This window comes from Cytobacillus sp. FSL W8-0315 (assembly GCF_038002905.1).
In the GTDB taxonomy this organism is placed as follows: Bacteria; Bacillota; Bacilli; order Bacillales; family Cytobacillaceae; genus Cytobacillus; species Cytobacillus pseudoceanisediminis.
Map to the genome: position 1 here is coordinate 2,959,502 of NZ_JBBOOC010000001.1, position 21,520 is coordinate 2,981,021.

At 37.8% G+C, this 21,520-nt stretch carries 17 protein-coding genes; 14 read left to right on the forward strand and 3 right to left on the reverse strand.

All coding sequences use genetic code 11. The features are described 5' to 3' along the window. Positions 1-44: 44 nt before the first annotated feature. Entirely contained in the window at positions 45-815 is a 771-nt protein-coding gene (locus MKY20_RS15175) for a Cof-type HAD-IIB family hydrolase (protein ID WP_019382076.1), read from the forward strand. A 554-nt stretch (positions 816-1,369) separates the two neighbouring features. Here MKY20_RS15175 and MKY20_RS15180 read toward each other — a convergent pair. Beyond that, a complete protein-coding gene (locus MKY20_RS15180; protein WP_341001839.1) occupies positions 1,370-2,617 on the reverse strand; it encodes a helix-turn-helix domain-containing protein in 1,248 nt (415 codons plus the stop codon). 230 nt (positions 2,618-2,847) lie between these two features. After that, on the reverse strand, positions 2,848-4,566 hold the full coding sequence (locus tag MKY20_RS15185) for a M4 family metallopeptidase (RefSeq protein WP_341001841.1): 1,719 nt from the start codon (positions 4,564-4,566) through the stop codon (positions 2,848-2,850). Between the two features lie 247 nt (positions 4,567-4,813). Between MKY20_RS15185 and MKY20_RS15190 the strand changes: the two genes are divergently transcribed. From MKY20_RS15190 to MKY20_RS15235, 10 genes are all read left to right on the forward strand, one after another. Beyond that, entirely contained in the window at positions 4,814-5,626 is an 813-nt protein-coding gene (locus tag MKY20_RS15190) for a DUF4047 domain-containing protein (RefSeq protein WP_341001843.1), read from the forward strand. Beyond that, the gene (gene sipW, locus MKY20_RS15195; protein ID WP_284521872.1) at positions 5,595-6,143 is read left to right on the forward strand and encodes a signal peptidase I SipW; all 549 of its coding nucleotides are present in this window, start codon (positions 5,595-5,597) and stop codon (positions 6,141-6,143) included. The genes MKY20_RS15190 and sipW overlap by 32 nt, the downstream gene beginning before the upstream one ends. A 79-nt stretch (positions 6,144-6,222) precedes the next feature. Further along, on the forward strand, positions 6,223-6,840 hold the full coding sequence (locus MKY20_RS15200; RefSeq protein ID WP_009334048.1) for a TasA family protein: 618 nt from the start codon (positions 6,223-6,225) through the stop codon (positions 6,838-6,840). 279 nt (positions 6,841-7,119) lie between these two features. Beyond that, positions 7,120-7,314 carry an aspartyl-phosphate phosphatase Spo0E family protein gene (locus MKY20_RS15205; RefSeq protein WP_019382072.1) on the forward strand — a complete coding sequence of 65 codons (195 nt, stop codon included), beginning with the start codon at positions 7,120-7,122 and terminating at the stop codon, positions 7,312-7,314. A 303-nt stretch (positions 7,315-7,617) separates the two neighbouring features. After that, entirely contained in the window at positions 7,618-11,706 is a 4,089-nt protein-coding gene (locus MKY20_RS15210) for a S8 family serine peptidase (protein ID WP_341001848.1), read from the forward strand. A 388-nt stretch (positions 11,707-12,094) separates the two neighbouring features. Then, positions 12,095-12,514 (forward strand): VOC family protein, encoded by a 420-nt coding sequence (locus MKY20_RS15215; protein ID WP_009334051.1) that lies wholly within the window; start codon positions 12,095-12,097, stop codon positions 12,512-12,514. A 495-nt stretch (positions 12,515-13,009) separates the two neighbouring features. Further along, the gene (locus MKY20_RS15220; protein ID WP_009334052.1) at positions 13,010-13,507 is read left to right on the forward strand and encodes a DinB family protein; all 498 of its coding nucleotides are present in this window, start codon (positions 13,010-13,012) and stop codon (positions 13,505-13,507) included. A 422-nt stretch (positions 13,508-13,929) separates the two neighbouring features. Then, positions 13,930-14,448 (forward strand): YfiT family bacillithiol transferase, encoded by a 519-nt coding sequence (locus MKY20_RS15225; protein ID WP_009334053.1) that lies wholly within the window; start codon positions 13,930-13,932, stop codon positions 14,446-14,448. Between the two features lie 172 nt (positions 14,449-14,620). Further along, positions 14,621-15,319, forward strand: a complete 699-nt coding sequence (locus tag MKY20_RS15230; protein ID WP_009334054.1) for an MBL fold metallo-hydrolase — start codon at positions 14,621-14,623, stop codon at positions 15,317-15,319. Between the two features lie 168 nt (positions 15,320-15,487). Further along, positions 15,488-16,660: a cytochrome P450 gene (locus tag MKY20_RS15235; protein WP_071158854.1), complete on the forward strand. Its 1,173-nt coding sequence runs from the start codon at positions 15,488-15,490 to the stop codon at positions 16,658-16,660. 343 nt (positions 16,661-17,003) lie between these two features. On the opposite strand, the gene MKY20_RS15240 is transcribed toward MKY20_RS15235, so the two are convergent. Further along, entirely contained in the window at positions 17,004-17,783 is a 780-nt protein-coding gene (locus MKY20_RS15240; protein ID WP_009334057.1) for a protein kinase domain-containing protein, read from the reverse strand. Between the two features lie 358 nt (positions 17,784-18,141). Between MKY20_RS15240 and MKY20_RS15245 the strand changes: the two genes are divergently transcribed. Genes MKY20_RS15245 through MKY20_RS15255 form a run of 3 tightly spaced genes read left to right on the forward strand, consistent with a single transcriptional unit; the run spans position 18,142 to position 21,443 of the window. Further along, positions 18,142-18,813, forward strand: coding sequence for a response regulator transcription factor (locus tag MKY20_RS15245; RefSeq protein ID WP_009334058.1), 672 nt, complete (start codon positions 18,142-18,144; stop codon positions 18,811-18,813). Continuing rightward, complete coding sequence (locus MKY20_RS15250; protein ID WP_009334059.1) at positions 18,801-19,907, forward strand: HAMP domain-containing sensor histidine kinase; 1,107 nt, start codon at positions 18,801-18,803, stop codon at positions 19,905-19,907. The genes MKY20_RS15245 and MKY20_RS15250 overlap by 13 nt, the downstream gene beginning before the upstream one ends. Positions 19,908-19,958: 51 nt before the next feature. Then, positions 19,959-21,443 carry a serine hydrolase domain-containing protein gene (locus tag MKY20_RS15255; RefSeq protein ID WP_034296879.1) on the forward strand — a complete coding sequence of 495 codons (1,485 nt, stop codon included), beginning with the start codon at positions 19,959-19,961 and terminating at the stop codon, positions 21,441-21,443. Positions 21,444-21,520: the final 77 nt, after the last annotated feature.

Here is a 21,520-nt window from a genome sequence, read left to right on the forward strand (position 1 = left end):
GTAAAGATTGAATAAAAAATAGTAGTGGAATGTGGTGAAAGTTAGTGCATAAAAAGTTTATTGTCTTTGATATAGATGGAACATTATTAACGACAGAAATGAAGTTTCTCGACAGTACAAAACAAGCTTTGGTTTCTCTTAAAGAAAAAGGCCATTACATCTGCATTGCGACAGGACGGGACTACGCTTCAGCAAAATCCATCGTTGACGAGCTTGAAATTGAAACATATGTTTTATGCAACGGATCACTTGGATATGTTCGTCATGAATTAGCGCATGAAGTAATGTTATCAAAAGAGTCTATTATGAAACTTATTGAAATTGCAGCGGAAAACAATGATCAGATTGTGTTCCAAACAGTGAACGGAATAAAAAGACATTTCGAAGAACCTGGAGAGTCGTTAATTAAGGCTTACGAAAGTCTAGGATGGTCGATCCCTGACTATGATGGATTGTATTGGGAACGAAACCCAATTGTTCAAGCTATGCTTTTCTGCAAGCAAGAAGATCTTCAAAAATACGCGATCGAAGAATTCAGATATGTGAGTTGGCACAAATTTGGTTTAGATGTCATTCCTAAAGAAGGTTCGAAAGCAAATACCATTTTGAAAATCGCCGAACAAAATGGATTTAAGCGGGAAGATATTGTTTTTTTCGGGGATGGAATGAACGATATTGAACTAATGGAACTATCAGGAATTGGGGTCGCAATGGGAAATGCTGAAACAGAAGTTAAAGAGAAAGCCGATTTAATCACGGATAGTTGTAATGAGCATGGAATTTATAATGCTCTTAAGAGCTTGTCATTAATATAGAAAAGAAGAAATCTTAAAAATCAATCAATAATTTTCAGGGAATTAGTTTTTACCGACAAGATTTTGTGAATGTTCTCACTTAAAGTAAAGCTGCCCTGTACAATGAGGGCAGCTATCCTTGCTTGTTAAAGAAAAAGTTTTAGTGAAGAAAGTGAAAAGGGGAATTACCTGTTTTAGCTTCCTTCCATACCAGATTTATTAATAATCCTCATCATTCGGGAAAGTTTGTTTAATTTTCCTCTGAACGGGGATTACAAATTGTCTATGTAAGAATGTGCTAATTACTGCTTTCTTGCACGAAAAAACCGCATGCACCCAGCAAAGATAGAATAGTGCATGGCGATCAATACTTTTTCAAAAAATAATATTTCGTTCTAAAATCCATATCTTAATGGAAAGTCTGTTGGAAAGATCATACCCCTTTCTAAACTAGCTGAGAGAAGATTTCCCCCAGTCCACTAATGTTCCTAAAACAATATACTTATATTAAATCCCATTAATAAAGGTTTAGCTCAAGAAGTTCGGATCATTTTCCGGCCATCTTCATCGTAAGCCTAATTTGGATCTATAAGTACCTTTGAAATTTGGGCCGCTTTCTGAAAATCTTCGCTTTCCATATAGTGATCATATAGTTCTTTGGCATACTTGTTTATAAAAACCGTATGCTTATTTGTAATAAAATAGGGTAGGGCATCTTTCTCTAAGAAGGTGTAATACTTATTTAAATTATTCTCTGTAAGTAAAATAAAAAGTTTGAATAATAGATGGTAAAATTCGTTTTCCAAGTTTTTTGCCATGGAAAGTCCTTCTTGTGCTTTTCTTAATATTGAGGTTTTACGCATTATCTTTCCCGCAAGACCGCTTTCCAAATAATTGTACAGGCGTTGAAGATATGAAGTGGAATGCTTATTAGTCATAGAAAGTGCTTCTTTATAAAACTTATGTGCATGAGCATAATCTTTTCTTCTAAAATGTTCAAACCCAAGATTGTTTAATAGCATTCCTTTTTTATCAGTGGCTTGCACTAATTCACTGTGATGAATCAAATTATGATAGGATTCCGTTAGCTCTTCTAGATTGAGGTGTATGTCGTTTCCAATCTGGAGAAGCATCAGCGACTCTGCCGTGATCGCCATAATGGAATTATTGGTTTCTCTAAAATAGCGGAGTGCTTTTTCAGCATGCACATAAGCCATCACTCTGGAATCGATACAGTGATAAGCAACGGCTAAATCATAATTGTATTCAGGATTTCCATATTCATCCTTTTCTATTTCTTTCAAGACTTCTATAGCCTTTTGATGATTTTCGGTTCTGGATGAAATACAATTGCATATGTAGTATATTCCCCATGCATGCCTCAGCAGGTTTCTCTCATAAGGGGGGAGGCTGGGGTGTTCTTTTTGTACAGACTGTAAAATAGAATATGTCTTTTTATAATTCATCTTTATGATATAATACCTTGCCTGTAACAGCTGGTATAATGCGGCATATTTCGAAGATTTAATATAAGGGATTTTTTTCAATTCTATATTGATTTCATCTACTTCTTTTAATCTCCGCATAACAATGGCCTTATGCCACTGATTGAGCTGATTCCCCAGGTTTTCAAATCGAAGGATTTCTTTCTTTATGTCGAGGTGCAAACGTTCTGATAGTAATTCGATAATCTCTGCAGAACAAGCTGTATGCCCTCGCTCAATCTTGCTGATATAGGAAAGAGTGCAAATTCCAAAACCAAGTTGTTCCTGGGTAAGACCGGCCTTTTTTCTGTAAAATTTAATGATTTCTCCCTCTATCATGTGATACTCTCCTTATGCGACTTAAATGACTTTATGTAATAAGTTATAATATTTTTACAATAGTACCACAATTTTCAACTTTATGACTAGTTACTATTAGCACATAATCATGTTATTGAGTGGGTTGTTAGAATGACCCAGTGTTTTTTGAAAAGTAGAAAAGTGAAAAGGGATGTCAATAAATAAGGCCATGAATGAACTAAATTCATTCATGGCCAAATGTAAGTTTCTTAGTTTACTCCTACAGAAGCATAAGCATCCATAACAGCTTTGGTCTCTGCAGAAGGCTGCCCATTTCTATCTGGATGCAAATCTCGAGCAGCTTGAATAGCTGCTTCACGCATTTCTTTAAATCCGGAAGTTGGCGTTAAGTATAAAGTGAGAGCACGGTAGTAGATTTTTTCCGCTTTTGTCCTGCCAATGCCTGTAATATCTACTCCGTTATTTGTACCGCCTGCAGTAATTAAGTAAGCTGCTTTATTATTAATGCCGCTGTTAATATGAACCCCACCGTTATCTAATTCACCTTGGTAGCGATCTTGATAGGTATCCGGATAACGCCCTGATGGCATATATTTTGTGCTAACACTCTTAGAAGCGGGGTCACTCATCGAACGAAGTCCTCCGTCGCCAGGAATGTTTGGAGTGGTGTTATCCTCTCCTAGATCCCATTCAACCTCTCCTGTTGCGTACATTTCCGCGAAATTACCGAGGATGTCTGCTATTGATTCATTGATCGCTCCCGATTCATTTTCGTAAATTAAGTTTGCCGTATGCTCAATAACACCGTGTGTCATTTCATGCCCAGCTATATCCAAACCACCTGCAAATGAACCAAATTCAATTCCGTCCCCATCTCCATATAGCATTTGTTCTCCATTCCAGCCGGCGTTATTCCACTTTTCCCCAATATGAACTGTATTAATTAATTTCATCCCTTTATCATCTAAGCTGTTACGCTTATGAACGTTTTGATAGTATTTGTTCACTTTATCAGAGTTGAAATGGGCTGAAACGGCTGCTGGGTTGTGAAAAAAGTTACTAGTATTGGTTGTTGAAACTTCCCATCCCGTGAAGCCAAAAATTGCTGAAGAAATTAAGAATAAAGTTTCATCTATACGACGAGCGTCAAAAGTCGATATTGGCACAGTATTGCTGTTGGCAACAGAAGTACCATGCAGATAACTTGTTTTAGTTTCCGAATCCTTACCTGCGTTGAAAGATTGCATATCGCCATGTACGTCCAGTCCTCTAGCGGTAACTGGGGAAAGATCCGTTGGTTCAGCACTGTGAATTTTATTGAAGCTGTCGATCACTTCTCCTGTTGCTGCATCCACAAAGTAATGGTAGTACCCGGGTGCCGGGATAGAAGTAGATGCTTTAACTAGGTAGGTTAAATAATACTTGCCTTTATAAGGATAGATCGTTAATTCAGAATCTATATCATCATAATTTTTCACTTCACCAAGCTCTGATTCTACGTCATTTTTGACAATTTCTATAGCCTGCTCTTCTGAAATGGATGCCTCAGTTGGAATGGCTGAACGAGTCAAAGTTTGGGTGACCTTGCCAAATGATGCAAATACGTTATTGTTCGAATCTAATGCTACAGTTTGTCCAGAACCATATACTGGAATACCATTGTATTGCTCAACAGTGCGTGCATGGTATGTACCTGTCGCACGATCCGTTTTCTCACTTACAATTTTAAATTGCCCTCCTTTGGTTAATGACCTCGCAGCTGGATTTTCCACTTTTGATTGTAGGTAAGCCTTTACAACTTCTTGCTTACTCAATCCTTCAGCTTTAAAGAGAATAGTTGAATTGCTGGTTGAATCTGTTGCAAAAGCTGGTACGGTTGGCATTATTCCCCCGAATGTCACTGAAAGAGCCAATACAGCAGGAATAACCACCTTTTTACTCATCTTATTCTGATTCTTCTTTTTCATAAACACACCCCTTATTGAATTTTTGTTGGAACAATTAGAATTATTCAGAAAAGTTTCGGCAAAATCAATATTAACCAGAGAAATTAAATTTGAGAAAATTTCAGACGGGTTTTGCGGTGTTTTAAGTGTTTTCGGGTCTAATCGACAAATTTCAGCGTTGTTTTGTAATGGAAATTTCTCAATACAATTTTCTGACAAATAAGTAATAATGATTTCTATAAAGTCATTTTGCTTAGGGGGGTGAAAAATGAAAAAAGCTGCTATTCATAAAGCCATCATACTTACTTGTTTATGTTCCATGTCATTTTATTTAGGGCTGCATGTAATAGGAGAAACAGAAGCTTCCTTTTCAAGCCAAGTTTCAACAAAACCAATAACAATATCTGCAGCAATTATTTTTCCTGAAACTATTAAATTACTAGAAGATAGGGCAGATGAAATTGCAGATCAGATGCATCACGAGTATGAACGGATTAATACTGTTCAAGCAGAAGGATCGTTACAGGTGTTACATGATAGATTTACTAAAGTTGAATCTATCGAAAAGGAGCTGTATCAGCAATTTACGGCTCTTCAACAGATTTATAATGAACTTTCCGACTATCATAACCAAACTAATGATAATGGTCATACCTTTGATTATGTTTCTGAAGGGCTGCTCAACGTAGAAAACAGGTTAAAGGAAGTACGGGAAAAGATAGATTTTGAAAAACTAGAAATGATCCTCTCCTCTATTTCAGTGGAGATAAAGGAACGAGAAGATAAAGCTTCCCAGGGAAATACTCAAGTGAAACAACATAATGGAAGCACTGAAATTCAGATTGAACCTGAACATGAGGCAACAAAAAAGTTAAATAATAATGAGCAGGCGCCGGAACATACAGAAAAAACTCAGGAATCAAAGGAAGAAAAATCTCAGGAAACTGCACAATTCCAGAAACGTCAAGAAAACTCTAAATCTCTTATTGAAGGGTCATCTAATCAAGAGACATCACAGAGTTCAAATAATAATGAGCAGGTGGTAGAACATGCAGAAAATAATTTTGAGATGCCTAAGTAGTATTTTGGGATTCGCTTTCGTGGTCGTCGTCTGTTTCTTAGCATTTGTTGTTCTTTCTTCAAGGATATCTGGTTCAGAACCGACTTTTTTAGGATATCAAGTCAAAGCAGTCCTATCAGGTTCCATGGAGCCCACTTTTCAAACGGGTTCTATTATTTCAATCAAGTTAGGAAATGATCATTCTAATTATCAGGAAGGTGATATTATTACTTTCCGGTTAGAAGAGAAGATCGTTACCCATAGAATTGCAGATGTGAAACAAGAGGATGGACAAGCATGGTATAAAACCAAAGGCGATAATAATGACGCTCTGGATTTATGGTCTGTTCCCGCACAAGATGTGGTTGGAAAGTACACTGGCTTTACGATTCCGTATATCGGGTATGCATTGAACTTTGCAGCTTCAAAAACGGGGTCAGCTCTTTTGTTGATTATACCGGGTATATTGTTGGTAATTTCTTCATTGCGCACCATCTTGAGTGCGAAAAAAGAGCTGGAAGTAAATAATGCAAGATGATTTAGGTTATATCTCCCATGTATCTACACACATACATAGGAGTTTAATAATAATTTTAATATTTTAAGGGGGATTTACAATGAGTTTTACAAAGAAGGTAAGTCAAGGTGTTATGGGTGCAGCATTAGGATTGTCATTAATCGGCGGAGGAACATTTGCCTATTTTAGTGACTCAGTCGAAACCCAGAACACATTCGCAGCAGGTACATTGGATTTAGGGCTAAATCCTAGTACAGTTGTTAACATTAGCAATATCAAGCCGGGTGATGAAATTTACCGTGAATTTACACTTGAAAACAACGGTACATTAGATATTGGAAAAGTGCTGTTAGATACAAGTTACACCGTTGATGATGCCCAATTGGATGGAAAAGCCAATCAGGATGATTTAGCAAAACACATCAAAGTTACGATCATGTATAACACAAGCAGTTCAACTAACACTGTTGTAGAAACTACATTACATGATTTACAGACTAAACAACCAGACTTAACTCAAATAGATAATCTTGCAGGTCCATATCCAGATGGCATTCCTGCAGGCGAAAAAGAAAAAATATTCGTATTATTTGAATTTGTAGACAATGGAGAAGATCAAAATCAATTCCAAGGTGATAAGTTAAAAGTAGATTGGACATTTAATGCAGAGCAAACAGATCCTGCTTACCATGACGATACAGAGCCAGATAATAACTAATAGTAAAGGTGCTCTACTATTTTTAAATAGAATCCTAGCTTCAGTTTAATTCTTGGATTTCAAGAAAGCATCGCACCAAAAAATGACGCCATCCTTTCTAAAACCTAATTAGAAAGGATGGCGTTTGCTGATGCAGCCAAATGTAAACTTGAAGTTTCACAGCGATATAGATTAAGTTTTCTTATATTTTTTTAACGTTGTAATTTGTCAAAAGCCGAACTAATTCGTTATTTAATAATGAGCCTTATTTTGCATTCAGACTATAACCAGGAGAAAGCAATGAATATAACTAGACTTGAAATTAAGATTAACTTTAAACGTAATCGCATGATCCGTTCAGGTATAAAAAAAGGTTTAAATCACCCGGATACAATTAGACTTAGTCAACAGTTAGATAAACTGTTGAATGAATATCAAAAAGGTAAGTTCTATAGGAGCATCCACCACATAGCATATTTACAATGTTTAGGCTAAGGCACTTGGATAATTATAAATGATCTAAGCCTTAGTGAGAAAAGTATTAAAAGATTTTATGATAATCCATTTAGATCTTTACCCCAAATCATAACTGCTGCGACCGGGATAAATTTACCAGAAAACGTACTATAAACCTATTTATCGTCTTTTTTTTCGTAGCAAGGAATACTTTCGTCATACAAAAAAACCCCGATTGTAAATAGGAAGGAAGGGAACTAGAATGAAAGTGTTGGAATATTCTAAACACTAAAGAGAGGGTATTTAAGCATAATAAAAATAATAAAGAGAGTGGGGAAACATATGAAAGTCAGTTCTATAATGAAAAAAACAGCAGTGATTACCTTGTCTGCTGGATTGCTAGTTTCACCTGCAACTTCAATTTTCAGCATACCAGAAGCAGGTGCAAGTGAACGAAGTGCTGAAGACATCTTATCCACTTTGAACAGTGAACAAAGAAAAGCCTTAGAACAGCTGCAACTGAACACGGACGGAGGGCTGATAGGCTTCAAAAGCGAAGATCTATCCTCACAGAAAGAAATCTCCGTTATCGTCCAGTTTAAATCAAAGCCTAGTAAAGTAGCGGTTCTGGAAGCTGCCTTAAAAGGCAAGGAATTGAAAAAAGAGAAAGCCGAAGCAGAGGTTGAAAAAGAACATAAAACGTTTAAAGCTGACATCCAAAATATCTTACTGAAAGAGAATCCCAAAACAAAAAGCATCTCAAGTTCCATTTCCCATACGTTCAAAAAAGCCTATAACGGTGTAGCCATGACATTGCCAGCCGATCAAGTAGCACTCCTATTGCAATCAGATGTCGTCCATGCAGTATATAAAAATCACACCTTTACGGTTGATCCTATTCAAAAAGAACTGCCTAAAGATATTGAAAAAGAAGTCACCACTTCTGTTGAGAGTATCCCTTATTTAAAAATTGATGAATTACATAAGGAAGGGATTACGGGTAAGGGTGTTAAAGTAGCTGTTCTTGATACGGGGATTGATTATAACCATCCAGATTTAAAGGATGCTTATAAAGGTGGATATGATTTTGTTGATGATGATAAGGATCCAATGGAAACATCCTATAAGGATTGGCAAAATTCGAATCAGCCTGAAATCAATCCCTTTACAGGCTCGACCTATTATACATCCCATGGGACACATGTCTCAGGTACGATCGCAGGTCAAAATAAAAATGACAGTGAAGTGTCTGTTGTAGGGGTAGCACCTGACGCCGACCTATATGTGTACCGTGTGCTGGGGCCTTATGGAAGCGGAACCTCTGAAGATGTTATTGCAGGTATTGAAAAAGCAGTGGAAGACGGAATGGATGTTATGAACCTTTCATTAGGTGCAGCGGTAAATGATCCAAATTATCCAACGAGTACAGCGATTAATTATGCCGTTTTAAACGGTGTAACGGCAGTTGTTTCTGCAGGGAATTCCGGACCAGGCTCTAACACAGTCGGGTCACCAGGTACTGCTGCATTAGCTTTAACGGTTGGAGCGAGTGACGTTCCCGTTGAGCTGACTACGTTTACAGGTAGTGTATCAGAGGATTGGTCCACTGAGCTCGTAAGTATGGGAAGAAGCTTTGCGGATGATTTTTCTAAACTGGATGGTCAATCCCTTGGACTTGTCGATGTAGGTTTAGGTGCACAGGAGGATTATACAGGCAAAAATGTTGAAGGAAAAATTGCTTTCGTCCAACGCGGGAATTTTGCCTTGGCTGACAAAATCAAATTTGCCAAAGAGCATGGTGCTCAAGCTGTGATTATGTATAACAATGTTGACGGCCAGATTGGTCAAAACCTTGGTGAATCGACTGCATTTGTTCCTGCATTCTCTATCACCAAAGCAGCAGGTGAGCAATTAAAAGCGAAGATCACTCAAGGGGATACAACTCTTACATTCTCAAATTTAAAAGAAACCCAATCAGAAGGAGATAAACTGGCAGACTTTAGTTCAAGAGGACCGGTCAATGATAATTATGATATGAAGCCAGAAGTCGTTGCTCCAGGGGTGAGTGTGCTTTCTGCATACCCTTCTTATATGATTGACCCTGAGAATCAGGAAGATTATGAGTATGCCTATGCACGTCTTTCAGGAACATCAATGGCGGCACCCCATACAGCTGGAATCGCGGCTTTATTATTAGATTCGAAACCAGATCTTGACCCTGACGATATTAAAACGATTCTTATGAATACGGCGGATCCTTTAAATGGTGAGTATAGCCTGTATGAAGTGGGGGCTGGCCGAGTGGACCCTTATCAAGCCATTCACGGTGATATGAAAATGCAGGTGACCGATGAAACCCTCATTCCAGATGGTGCTGGTTTTGTAACGGTTAATAATCCATCCGGTGATATCAGCTTTGGTAATCACTTTGGCGCAGAAGGAAGTTATGTCCGTGAAAATCGAAGCATTAGGTTCAAAAATAGCAGTGATGTGAACAAAACGTTTACGGTTTCTGTTGAAGAAAATGCAGCGGAAGGAACGAACAGCCTAAGTAAAAATGGTGTTTCCGTTAGTACAGGCAAAAGTATAAAAGTAAAAGCAAATAAAGAAGTGAAACAGAATGTCTTCTTAACGGTACCGAAAACAGCTAAAGTGGGTCTATATGAAGGATTCATTACACTCACAAATAAAGAAGATTCATCTGATCAGTACCGTATACCATTTAATTTTAGAATTACAAAGGAAGGGTTACACTATTTAGATTTACTGACACCTTCAATAACACCGCCATATTTAAATCAAGAAAGAACGATGATTGATAATCGTTTAGGTGCTCTGGCTAGATTTAATTTAAGCTCACCAGCGGAAACAATGGATGTCATCCTTCAAGATGGCGAAACAGGGAAAGATATAGGTTTCCTTGGAACGGTGAATTTAAAAGGCAGTCCACTAGATCGGGATCTTTCTTTAATAGGACTATTTAACGGAAGATATTACGAATTCACTGGGAACTCCAAACAGCCGATTGCAGAAGAAGAGAGTTATGCACAGCCTGGTCACTATAAATTGTTATTTGTAACAACGGGTACATCCGGGAAAGTGACAAAAGAAACGCGTGACATCTTCATAGATATAGATGATCCGAATTTTGAAAGTTCACTCGACGGTCCATCACCATTCCTTGAATACAAACCAGGGCAGGAAACATACCCATTTGAAATTCAGATTACTGATCCACTCGTGGAAAAAATGCAGAATGCAGGAATCGAAATCGATCAATCATCGAATGCGGTCATTTATAAGTGGGGAGAATGGGGATTCCCTTCTAGTCCTGTCGCTATGGATAAAGATGGGAAATGGGCAGAAGAGATAGCTATGGAAGAATCTATACAAGCACTGAGATTTACAATGAATGGACTTGATTCTGCTGGTAATTCACCAGTGCAGAAAGATTATTACTTTGTCAAGGAGGGGACACCTGTTACGTATGTAAAGAGTGATATCAATAAAGTAAAAACAGGTGAAACGGTTCAAGCTCAAGTAATCTTGGATAATGTAAGTGATGCTAAAGAAATAACTTGGAACTTTAAAGATAGGTTCGGGTCAATGGAATTAATCGATGCCAAGCTTGCCAATGGAATATCCGACAAAGCTGCAATTGCAGTTAATGGTGATGAGGTGAAGGTAACCTTTAATGGGACCAATGAGACATTTGACCACACTGCAGTTGTAGAAGTATCAGTTAAGATTACGGATGAAACCTTCCTTACTGGCACTAGTATTAATCCTACTGCTACTCTAATAAATGGTCAAAATGAAACAAGTACACTATTAAATGCTGGCCAAAAGATAGAGGTCGATCCACAATATAATTCAGCTTATGGCTATGTATTAGCGGAAGGATTCCGTAATCCTGATAACGATCTGCTTGAGAGCAGAGATTGGTCAAAGGTTGGAGGATCTTTGAAATTTATAAAATCCGATAGTACTGTAGTGGACGCTACTTCTTTAGTAGAGGATAGATTAAATTACCGGGTAGAAAAACTTCCTTTAAGCAAGGATCCATATACTTTGGAGATTAAGATTCCTGGTCACTTTGAGGTTCACAGTAAACAACATATTGGGTTTGAATACAAAGGTAAGCTCTTTGGTAAAAATCATTATGTTAATCCAATTGATATTACAGCTGGTGATGTCAATCAAGACCAAGTCATTGATGTTTTAGACGCCATTGAAATCCAAAAGGCCTGGAAAACCGATAACCGTTCGGCTGACATCAACTTTGATGGGACGGTTGATGCGAAAGATATCGCCTTTGTTCAAAAGAATTACCAGCTGCAAAACAAATTTGTTGAAAATCCACCGGCTCCAAAAGAAAAGCATGATGGGAAAACATTAGAAAGTATTTTAGAAGAGTTGGGTGTTGAGTAAAGCAGGAAGTATTATTGTTATCAGAATTAAAACAGGAATTAAATGAAAAATATTCGAATCGTATAGGATACCTGATGAATCCCTACTACCGTATCAGGTAGTAGGGGTAACTTAGTTGAGAACACCTTTTTCACAAGTGAATGACCTTCCTGACATCAATAGCAATTTGAAAAAAACAAAAGAATCAGGATGTTAGGAGTAAAACTATGAAAAGAAGTACAATGAAGCTGCTTTCAAAGTAATCGGGTGTATTCTCTTCTTTTATTGAGGAGGTAGCTGAATAACGGTTGCATATATCAGTATAAAATCCTTACTTAATGCAGGAAGTAAGGATTTTTTGTTGAATGATTAAATTTAGAATATTTTGGAATGTGAGGGGAGACAAAAAATGGGTGAGAAATTATTAAGAGTTGGCACAACCTATATACCAGTAACTAATGTAGATCTTTCTTCTGATTGGTATGTAAATAAATTAGGAGCAGAGTTAAGCTACAAAGATCAAGACAAAGCAATTTTAAACATCGCTAATCAAAGCATTTTTCTTGTGAAGTCTAATGAAAATCAAAGCTCTAATTTCTTTGATATTTACGGTGATGAGCGTTTTTCATTAACATTCGAAGTAAATGGATTAAATGCCTTAGAAGCAATACATAAAGACTTTAAGCATAGTGAAATTAGAGTTGGAGAGATCGAGGATAGAGGACACACGGGAAGAAATTTTGTTTTTTATGATTTAGATGGTAATAAATTTGATGTATGGAGTGAGCTTAGTCCAATCTTCAAAGAAAAATATCTCATTTCCGAATAGATAATTTTATGAGGAGGCAATGTTTAATAAAGCATCTTCCGTTAATTGTTCAATAACGGGAAAGTTTGTGAGTGGAAGATCCAATGTACCTTATAGAGCAGACAATTAAAAAGGTCTGCCCTATAGGGTCTTTATTTGTCATGAAGAAGGAATAAAAGCTGGATGAGCCGAATAATTCATAGTGATCATGGGTTTGTTGTATTCTCAAAATAAAAGAGAGTATTTCAATAAGAATATTTTTTCGTTATATGGCTGACAGTCGAAAATGAAGGTTATTTTATGCGTATCAATGGCTTTTTTGAAATTGATTGAGGATTAGTGTTTCGTCACCCGGACAATACCCTGCCGTGTTGAAGAGAATTAGAGGCTGGAGATATAGGTATGTCCAATATGGAAGGGACCATTTGAATTTGGTTTTTACCTTTTTAGGACCGATTAATTTGTACTTTAGTTTAACTTTGAAAGATTACACTAAACAGTGAGGAGAATGTTTGTATGCAAGTTGTAACCAAAATGTTTTTAGAACAACTCGACATGCATTGCCATGAGAATGATTGGTTTGCATCCATGAATCAGGCGCTTCATGGAGTCAGCGCAGCTGAGGCAGCATGGACAAGTTCGGGAATCAGCAATTCGATTTGGCAGATTGTCAACCACTTGATTTTTTGGAATGAAGACGTAATCCATCGAATTAAGGGCACAGAGAATCCGCATAAGGCAGAAGACAATGAAGAAACCTTTGGAAATCCGGGGGATCCAGAAGACGAAATTGGGTGGACCCAGACAGTGCAGCGCCTTAATGAAGTTATGAATAAATTAAAAACGGTCATTGCGGACCTTGACGATGAAAAGTTAAAAACTCCGTATGCAGCTAACAGGTATTCTATTGAACGTTTACTCAGCAATATCATGATGCACGATACGTATCATATCGGCCAAATTGTTCTGTTGCGAAAGTTGCAATCCTCTTGGGGTGGCGTTGATTGGTCCTAAAGCACCATAATTCAGCGACTTTCGTCCAGCCGCAGAAGCAGTATTGACGGTGTGCAGCCCTTTCATTCTCTATGGTGAAGCTGGGAATTCCGAGTCACACATATACAAGGACATCTCGACCAAATTGAAAGAGTCAAAAAAGCCTTTAAGGAGAAGCGAGTTTAAAGATTAATATTTATCTTCTAAACGGGGCAGCCTTCATGCAGAAAAACAAAATTTGTGAATACATGTACTAAAACTTTAGGTGCTTATGTTAACATCGGCTGCCGAACCAGGCGGCTTTTTCATATTGAGCAAAAGGTGCAGTATAGTTATAACTTTCAAGTTGAAAAAAAATTAAGGGAATTGATGGAGAATTACCTGTATTTTATCCTAAATATAGGTAGCTGCAAAAATCAGGGGATCTTTAGGAGGAATAGCAGATGGATTTGAAATATCCAATTGGCCAATTTCAATATAATGGTGAAATTACTCACAGTGTTACAAGTATTTGGATAAATGAGCTAGAAGAGTTACCAAGATTGTTACGAGATGCTGTAAGAGACTTAGATAATAAAAAGCTTGATACAGCTTATCGTACAGGAGGGTGGACTGTTCGACAAGTAATACATCATCTTGCGGATAGTCATATGAATGCCTATGTTCGCTTTAAATTGGCTCTTACGGAAGAAACCCCTGTAATTAAGCCATATGATGAATCGAATTGGGCGGAACTATCTGATTATAAATTGTCGATTGATATTTCACTTTCACTTCTCGAAGCACTCCACGAGCGCTGGACCAATCTTTTACGCAGTCTAGGTTCGGCTGATATGGAAAAAACATTTATTCATCCGGATTCAGGAGAAGTTTCAGTAGGTGAAAATATCGGAATCTACGCCTGGCATGGTAAACATCATCTTGCACATATTACTTCTTTATGCAGTCGTATGGGATGGTAAATGCTTAGTTGGATTAACATACTTTTTTAACGGGTTATTACCTTATGATCTAGCTAGCTGCCAAAACAGACGGCTTTTTTCTATTTGAACTAACAGGGGAAGTTAATTAAAGAAGGTATTAATAAAAATTGAGCGAAATATACAAAAATATTGCTGATTATGGGGGAGTGAAATGAAAACATATTTGGAACCAGTGGCCAAAAATATATATGCTTTTTTAGTATGGGATGAATCTTGGAACTCTTATAATAACTGCTATTTGTTGCTCGAGAACAATAATATTATTCTTATTGATTCAGGAAAGAAAGAACATTCTCACTTGCTGTTTTCCGCACTAAAAAAGAAAGGAATTTCTAAAAGTGATATAACTCATTTTATTGCCACACACGGTCACAAAGACCATATTGAAGCAATTCAATTTTTAGGTGAAATTGAAGGCTATATTCATAATCAGGATGTTGAGTTAATTCCAGAAAATATTAGAAACAAATTAAATATGAAACTTCCAGACAACGGCCCAACTGTAAGTAATTTAGAATGTGTTCTCCTGGGACACCATACTAAAGGTTCTGTTTTCCTATATCAACGTGAAAGCAAAGTGCTATTTTGCGGAGATCATATCTGTTTTTTTGGAGAACAATTGAGTGGTAATGCTGTAGATACAGGTGTTTGGGAGAGGGAAAAATATAAGCAGTTTGTTTCTGAATGGTCTCAAAACGAGGAAATGAGGGAACAGCACAATTTTAGTTTATTTATAGAAGGGTTAAAAAAAATTACCAAATACGATGTTGAGTATTTGTGTACGGGGCACGGTGCAGTTTTAAAAGGTAAAGTAAATGAATTTATTTCTGATTTGCTGGAGTTTGAATAGTTAAATAATATTTTTTAATTAACGGGAGCTGTTCTTCAAGAGGGAGAATAGCTCTTTCTTGTAATGGAATAGTTTAGTTTAACAGACAGGAATTTCATTTTTATTTACAGAATATTTAGTAAGGCAGAAGCTTCAATTGAGAGTTTTGAGAGAGAGGGGGAACAACGTATGAACTATGGACTATTAGTGCGCCCAAGGGGATTGGCTGAAACAAACTCACCCTATGATTGGTTTAAAAAAATGCGAAAAAATGCTCCAGTTTCTTTTGACCCAGAACGGAATTGCTGGGACGTATTCTGTTATGAGGATGTCCAAATGGTCTTACAAAATTTCAGGCTGTTCAGTTCAAAAAGAAATGGAAATGTTCAAACCTTGCTAGATATGGATCCGCCAACCCATCGAAGGTACCGCAATTTTGTAAGCCAGGCATTTACACCAAAAACTATTCAAGAACTGGAACCTAGGATTACGGCTATAACTCACGAATTATTAGCACCGCTGCTAGGAAAACGAAAAATAGATATGGTTGCGGAAATCGCTTATCCTCTTCCTGTAATCGTGATTTCTGACATGCTCGGAGTACCGAGTCATGACAGAAAGATGTTTAAAGAATGGTCTGATATTCTAGTTGCGGGAACACAAAGCGCATCGCCTAATGTAATGTACAAGTTATTTGCTAAACAAGAAAAGGCTATGCTTGACCTGCAAACATATTTTAAGCGAAAAATTTCAAATCGCCAGATTAACCATGCAAACAATATCATATCCACGTTAATGACTGCAGAAGTTGGTGGAGATTCATTATCCATGGATGAGTTATTAAGTTTCTGCTTCCTTCTACTTGTTGCAGGGAATGAAACAACTACAAATTTAATTGCCAATACAATGCTCACTCTTTTTGAACAGCCGGATATACTCAACCAATTATATAGAGATCATTCTCTTATACCTGCAGCCATTAATGAAGTACTAAGATATCGTTCTCCTTTTCACGGTATGAATCGCTTCGTCACTGAAGATATACAATTAAAAGGCATGAATCTGAAAAAAGGGCAGGAAGTAATGGCTTGGATTGGATCTGCAAACCGGGACGAAAGCGTATTTGACAAACCGGATGTGTTTGACATCAACCGCTCTCCAAACAATTATCTATCTTTTGGAGCAGGTGTTCACTATTGTCTGGGATCACAGCTTGCCAAATTAGAAGCGAAAATATGCATTACCGAGATGCTTAAAGCGATACCGACTATGAAATTGGACACTTCTAAACATCTTCGTTTAATTTCTAGCACATTTATGTATGGATATAAAGAGCTTCCTGTCATTTTAGGATCAGAATAATATCCATTATTTCAAAATCTTGCTGTTGGAATATCTTCTGCCCTCGTATTAGTGACTGAATTCAAGTGCTTATGAATATGTTTTAGCTTTAAATTATGTTAGACTAAAAGCCAAAAAAGAAGAGAGGTAAACAATGTTTAAAAAAATAATGAAACAAATTAAGCAACTTTCCCAAGGAAGCAGTGAGCGAAGAAATGGCCATTATCGAAGGGGCAGCAGCAGTGAGCGAAGAAACCGTTATTATAACCGAGGAAGCAGCAGCAACCGGCGATATAAACAATCTCCAATGAGTGGAAGTAACTACTACAAACGAAAGGGTCGAAGCAGCAGTTAATCTTCCTCCTTAATATACTTTTTCCTTCGCTTTATGTGCGGCATGAAGATCAGTTAAAATTTCACTAATATTTAAGTAAGGTTCTTTAATTTGTAGCAGTCTTTTTAGCAAATAAACAGTTTCCTTCTCTAAAGAAAGTTCTTCTGTCCAAGGAAGAGCTTTTTTGTTTTTAGAAGAGTACGTCGTATAAAGCAAATATAAAAGTATTTCTCCTAGATCATAGTAGTCCTGTTGTTTCATCTCCAGAAAATTTCTTTGTTTGTTAGGTGAAGAACTAGATGAAGAGTGGAATGGGTCAGTTCTATGCTTTGACAAACCAAAATCGATTAGAAAAATTTCCGTGTTTTTTATTAAGATGTTTGGAATACGTAAATCTTGATGGTAAATGTCTTTTTTGTGAAGATAATCTACTAATTCAAGTAGGTGAGTAAGAATTAGTAAAGACTCTTCCTCGTTAAAGGTCTTTTTATTAAAAAAAATTTGGTCTTCCAGATTATCCGCTTCAATGAAACTCATTACATAATATAAGTGTCCGTTATTTGAAAAGGCTTCAAATAACATCGGTATATTTTTGTGGTTAAGCATACCCAAAACAGTGATTTCATTTTCAAACATCGCCACCTCTTTTTGGTTGCGTCGCTTACTTGGACGAAGCTGTTTGACTACTCTATTCTCGTTTGTTCTTAACTCTTTGCACAAATAAACAATCCCATAGCTCCCAGCCCCGATAACGTTCAATATCTCGTAATGTTCGTTCAAAACTGTTCCTTTTTTAATAGGCTTGTCCACAAAAAATTGGTAAAGCTTCCTAAATGCTCGAAAAATTGAAACTTTCCTCTCCTCCTTTCTGGATTTTGGTAATTTATAAAGAGATTACTTGACTTTATATCTGTGTTTTCTTATTGGGAAACACTCAATCGTATGGTGCTATTATAACAAGATATCATAAAATACCTAAAATGATATATTGTTCTAAGGGGTACCACCGTTGAAGCAATTGGAAGGACTAAGGCACCTCTTTGTTTTAAGATAAAGGGGCAGTGCTGGTTCTATAAAAAATCGAAGCGATGTTGTGGTTGTAACTTGAGGGTTAAAAAGAAAAGAATTTGAAGGAAGTAAAAATTCGTTAGGGAAGCAGGTAAGATCAATGAAAAAGATATTGATAATTGATGATGAAGCAGACATGCGAAAACTGCTGGCAGATTATTTTGAAGTTAACGGGTATCACATCATGACCGCAAAGGACGGCAATGAGGCGGTAAGGCAAGCAGAAAAACAACCGGATATAATTTTACTGGATATAAACATGCCTGAGATTAACGGTCTTGACGTTTGCAGGAAAATCCGGAGTTATGTTTCCTGCCCCATCTTATTTCTTACCGCACGTGTAGAAGATGCTGATAAAATATCCGGTTTTCAGGCTGGCGGAGATGATTATATTCAAAAGCCGTTCAGCATCCATGAACTTGGCGCAAGAGTGGATGCCCATTTGCGCAGAGAAATGAGAAATCAAAAGAAGACAACGGTTAAGTTTAGTGGCGACCTTGTCATTGATTATTCAGAGCGAGCGCTTTATTGTAACGACATACAAATTTCTTTGGCAAAAAAGGAGTTTGATATTATAGAACTCTTGTCTAAACACCCTGGTATGGTTTTTGACAAAGAACGCATGTATGAAAGAGTATGGGGGACGAACGAAGAGGGGGACAGCTCAGTAATCCCTGAACATATCAGGCGTATTCGATCAAAATTGAAAGAGCATGGCTGCGGAAGCAAGATAGAGACTGTGTGGGGTGTAGGATATAAATGGAAAAGGTAATGGGCTATCTTCGATTGAATAATATGACCATACTACAATCCTTCATCACGCTAAATTCCTTATATTTAGTTTTCGTTTTAACAGCCATTGTGTTCGAATTCGAGTGGGCCGAAGAGATGACGCGACGCTTTGCCAATCACCCTTATGGGAACGACTGGGTTCTAACTGTTCAAATTGCTGCGATACTTTTGACGGTAGGAACCGGATTAGTCTTGATGGCCAGCATCTTTTACAAACTGAAACTGAAAAAACCTTTGGAAATCCTGATGAACGCGTCAGAGAAAATCTCGGCAAATGATTTAGGGTTCCATATTTCCTACGACAGCAGGGATGAAATGAGCGAGCTTTGCCGTGCATTTGAAAAGATGCGCAGTCAATTGGAAAGTAACTTTAAAGCCCAATGGCGCTTGAACGAGGAACGTAAGCAGCTTAATGCGATTTTTGCCCATGACTTGAGAACACCTCTGTCCATCATGAAAGGATATATCGAGGTTGTAACCACCTATCTGCCGCAAAAAAGGATATCCGAGGAAAAACTGCTGGATATCATCAAAACAATGGAAATGCATATTGTTCGTATGGAGCGTTATGTAGAGGCCATGAACTCTATTGAGAAGTTGGATAATTTTCCAATAAACAAACAAATTATCGAAATGGATGCCCTAATCAACTTTCTGGAAGACGGTGCCAGCCGAATTGCAGACCAAAGTGGCAAATCTTTCGACTCATGCAGATCTGCAGATTCCACAAAATTGTTTATCGATAAGGATCTCGTGATGCAGGTTTCTGAAAATCTGGTGGCAAATGGAGTGCGTTATGCTTCCAGCCATGTTCAAGTCCATTACTCGGTTCGCAATGGCATTTTTTCCATAACGGTCACTGACGATGGCTCCGGATTTTCCGAAGAAGTGGTACGGAAGGCAGTTCTCCCCTTTTATCGGGGCGAGGCGTCGGAAGCAAATGAGAACAAAGGGTTAGGGCTTTATATTTGTAAAATATTGTGTGAAAAGCATCAGGGCTTCTTACAGGTCGCAAACAGTACCTGCGGTGGTGGAAAAGTAACAGCAAGCTTTTTTTGCAGAATTGATAAATAGTTGAAAATTATACTTTAGTATTTCCTTATCCCAAGAAAAAGGAGTGCTAAAATGATTTTCACTTATAAGAAAATACCCGCTTTCTTAACCAGCTTGCTTCTGGCAGTGCTAATGACTGCATTGCCTTTTGCTGATGCCCGCGCTCAAAGTAAAACAGAGATTGTGAAAGAAATCGATGACTATATTAAGAAAAACATGGAAGTCAACCATATTACAGGTGTATCTCTGGCAATAACCCACGGTGAAGATGTGTTTTACACGCAAGGCTATGGTACATATTCAGATGGAAGGGAAATAACCTCAAGAACGCCCTTCCCAATCGCCTCATTGAGTAAATCCATGACTGCGCTGGCTGTATTGCAGCTTGCAGATAAGGGACAGATTGACCTTGACGCTCCATATGTCTCATACTTTCCCGACATTTCGCCCACAGACGATCGCATCACTCGCATCACGATCCGGAACTTGCTAAACCATACTAGTGGCCTTAATGATAAAGTAAATCCCGACATGACGAAATCCGTTCAATTTAAAACATTACAAGAGATAAACAAATCTTTGGACAGAGTAAAGCTTGCTAATGATCCTGGTGATACATACAACTATCATAACCCAAACTATCAATATCTAGCATTGTTAGTGGAACAGATCAGCGGTAAACGGTTTTCTGTATACCTTAAAGAACATATTTTTGCTCCATTGGGGATGAATGGCACCTTTAGTGTCAGTTTGACGGAACAAATCAATGAAAATGATGCCATTCCGCGGGGACATTATCTGTTGTTCGGCAACCCGAAAAGTACAGCCGAACCGATATGGTTTATAGAAGGCCCAGCAGGTGTGGTTACCAATGCCGAGGATATGGCAAAATGGATGCGTGCACAATATAATCCGCAGCTTCTTTCCCCTAATCTCATGGAACAGTACCATACTGCAGGGCAGCGCGCTCCTTATGGCATGGGGTGGCTTGCTTCCAATGAAGCCGATTGGGGCAGGTCGATCTCCCACTCGGGAATTTTCTGGACTTACAAGGCTGAAGAAACTGTTTATTTAGACAAGGAACTTGGAATTACCATGATGTTTGACACAGGGATAAACGCATTCCTTGATTATTCCGCCTTTGTTAAAGGCGTTTCCCAAATCATGGTTGGAGGAAAGGCAGAAATTTCAGCCATCAATAGCCGAAACATGGAAATAGCGATGATTCTTCTTATGGCGGGAACAATCCTCTGGAGCGGGTATTCATTCTACCGGCTGAAGAAGAAAAAGAACAGGCTTACGGCATTTCGCCGAAAGCTGATCTTCGCATCAGTAAGGACTATACTCCCCGTGCTGATCCTTTTATTTCTACCGTCTATTTTGGCCATATTTGCAGGAGGCAGGGTTGTGCCTTGGAATGGAATATGGATGATGATGCCGTCTCTTATTATTTGGCTTGTATTATTAGTTGTGGTTAATCTTGTTAATAACACCTTCCTTTACTTCATTTATTTTAATTCAATAAAAAAGCGTAAAAGCTCGGCAATATCTAAATAACATAAACATCGGCTTTCCAGGGTTCAGCTTGTAGAGACCGCCCAATTTGGAAAATGTTAAATAAAAATAATTAGAAG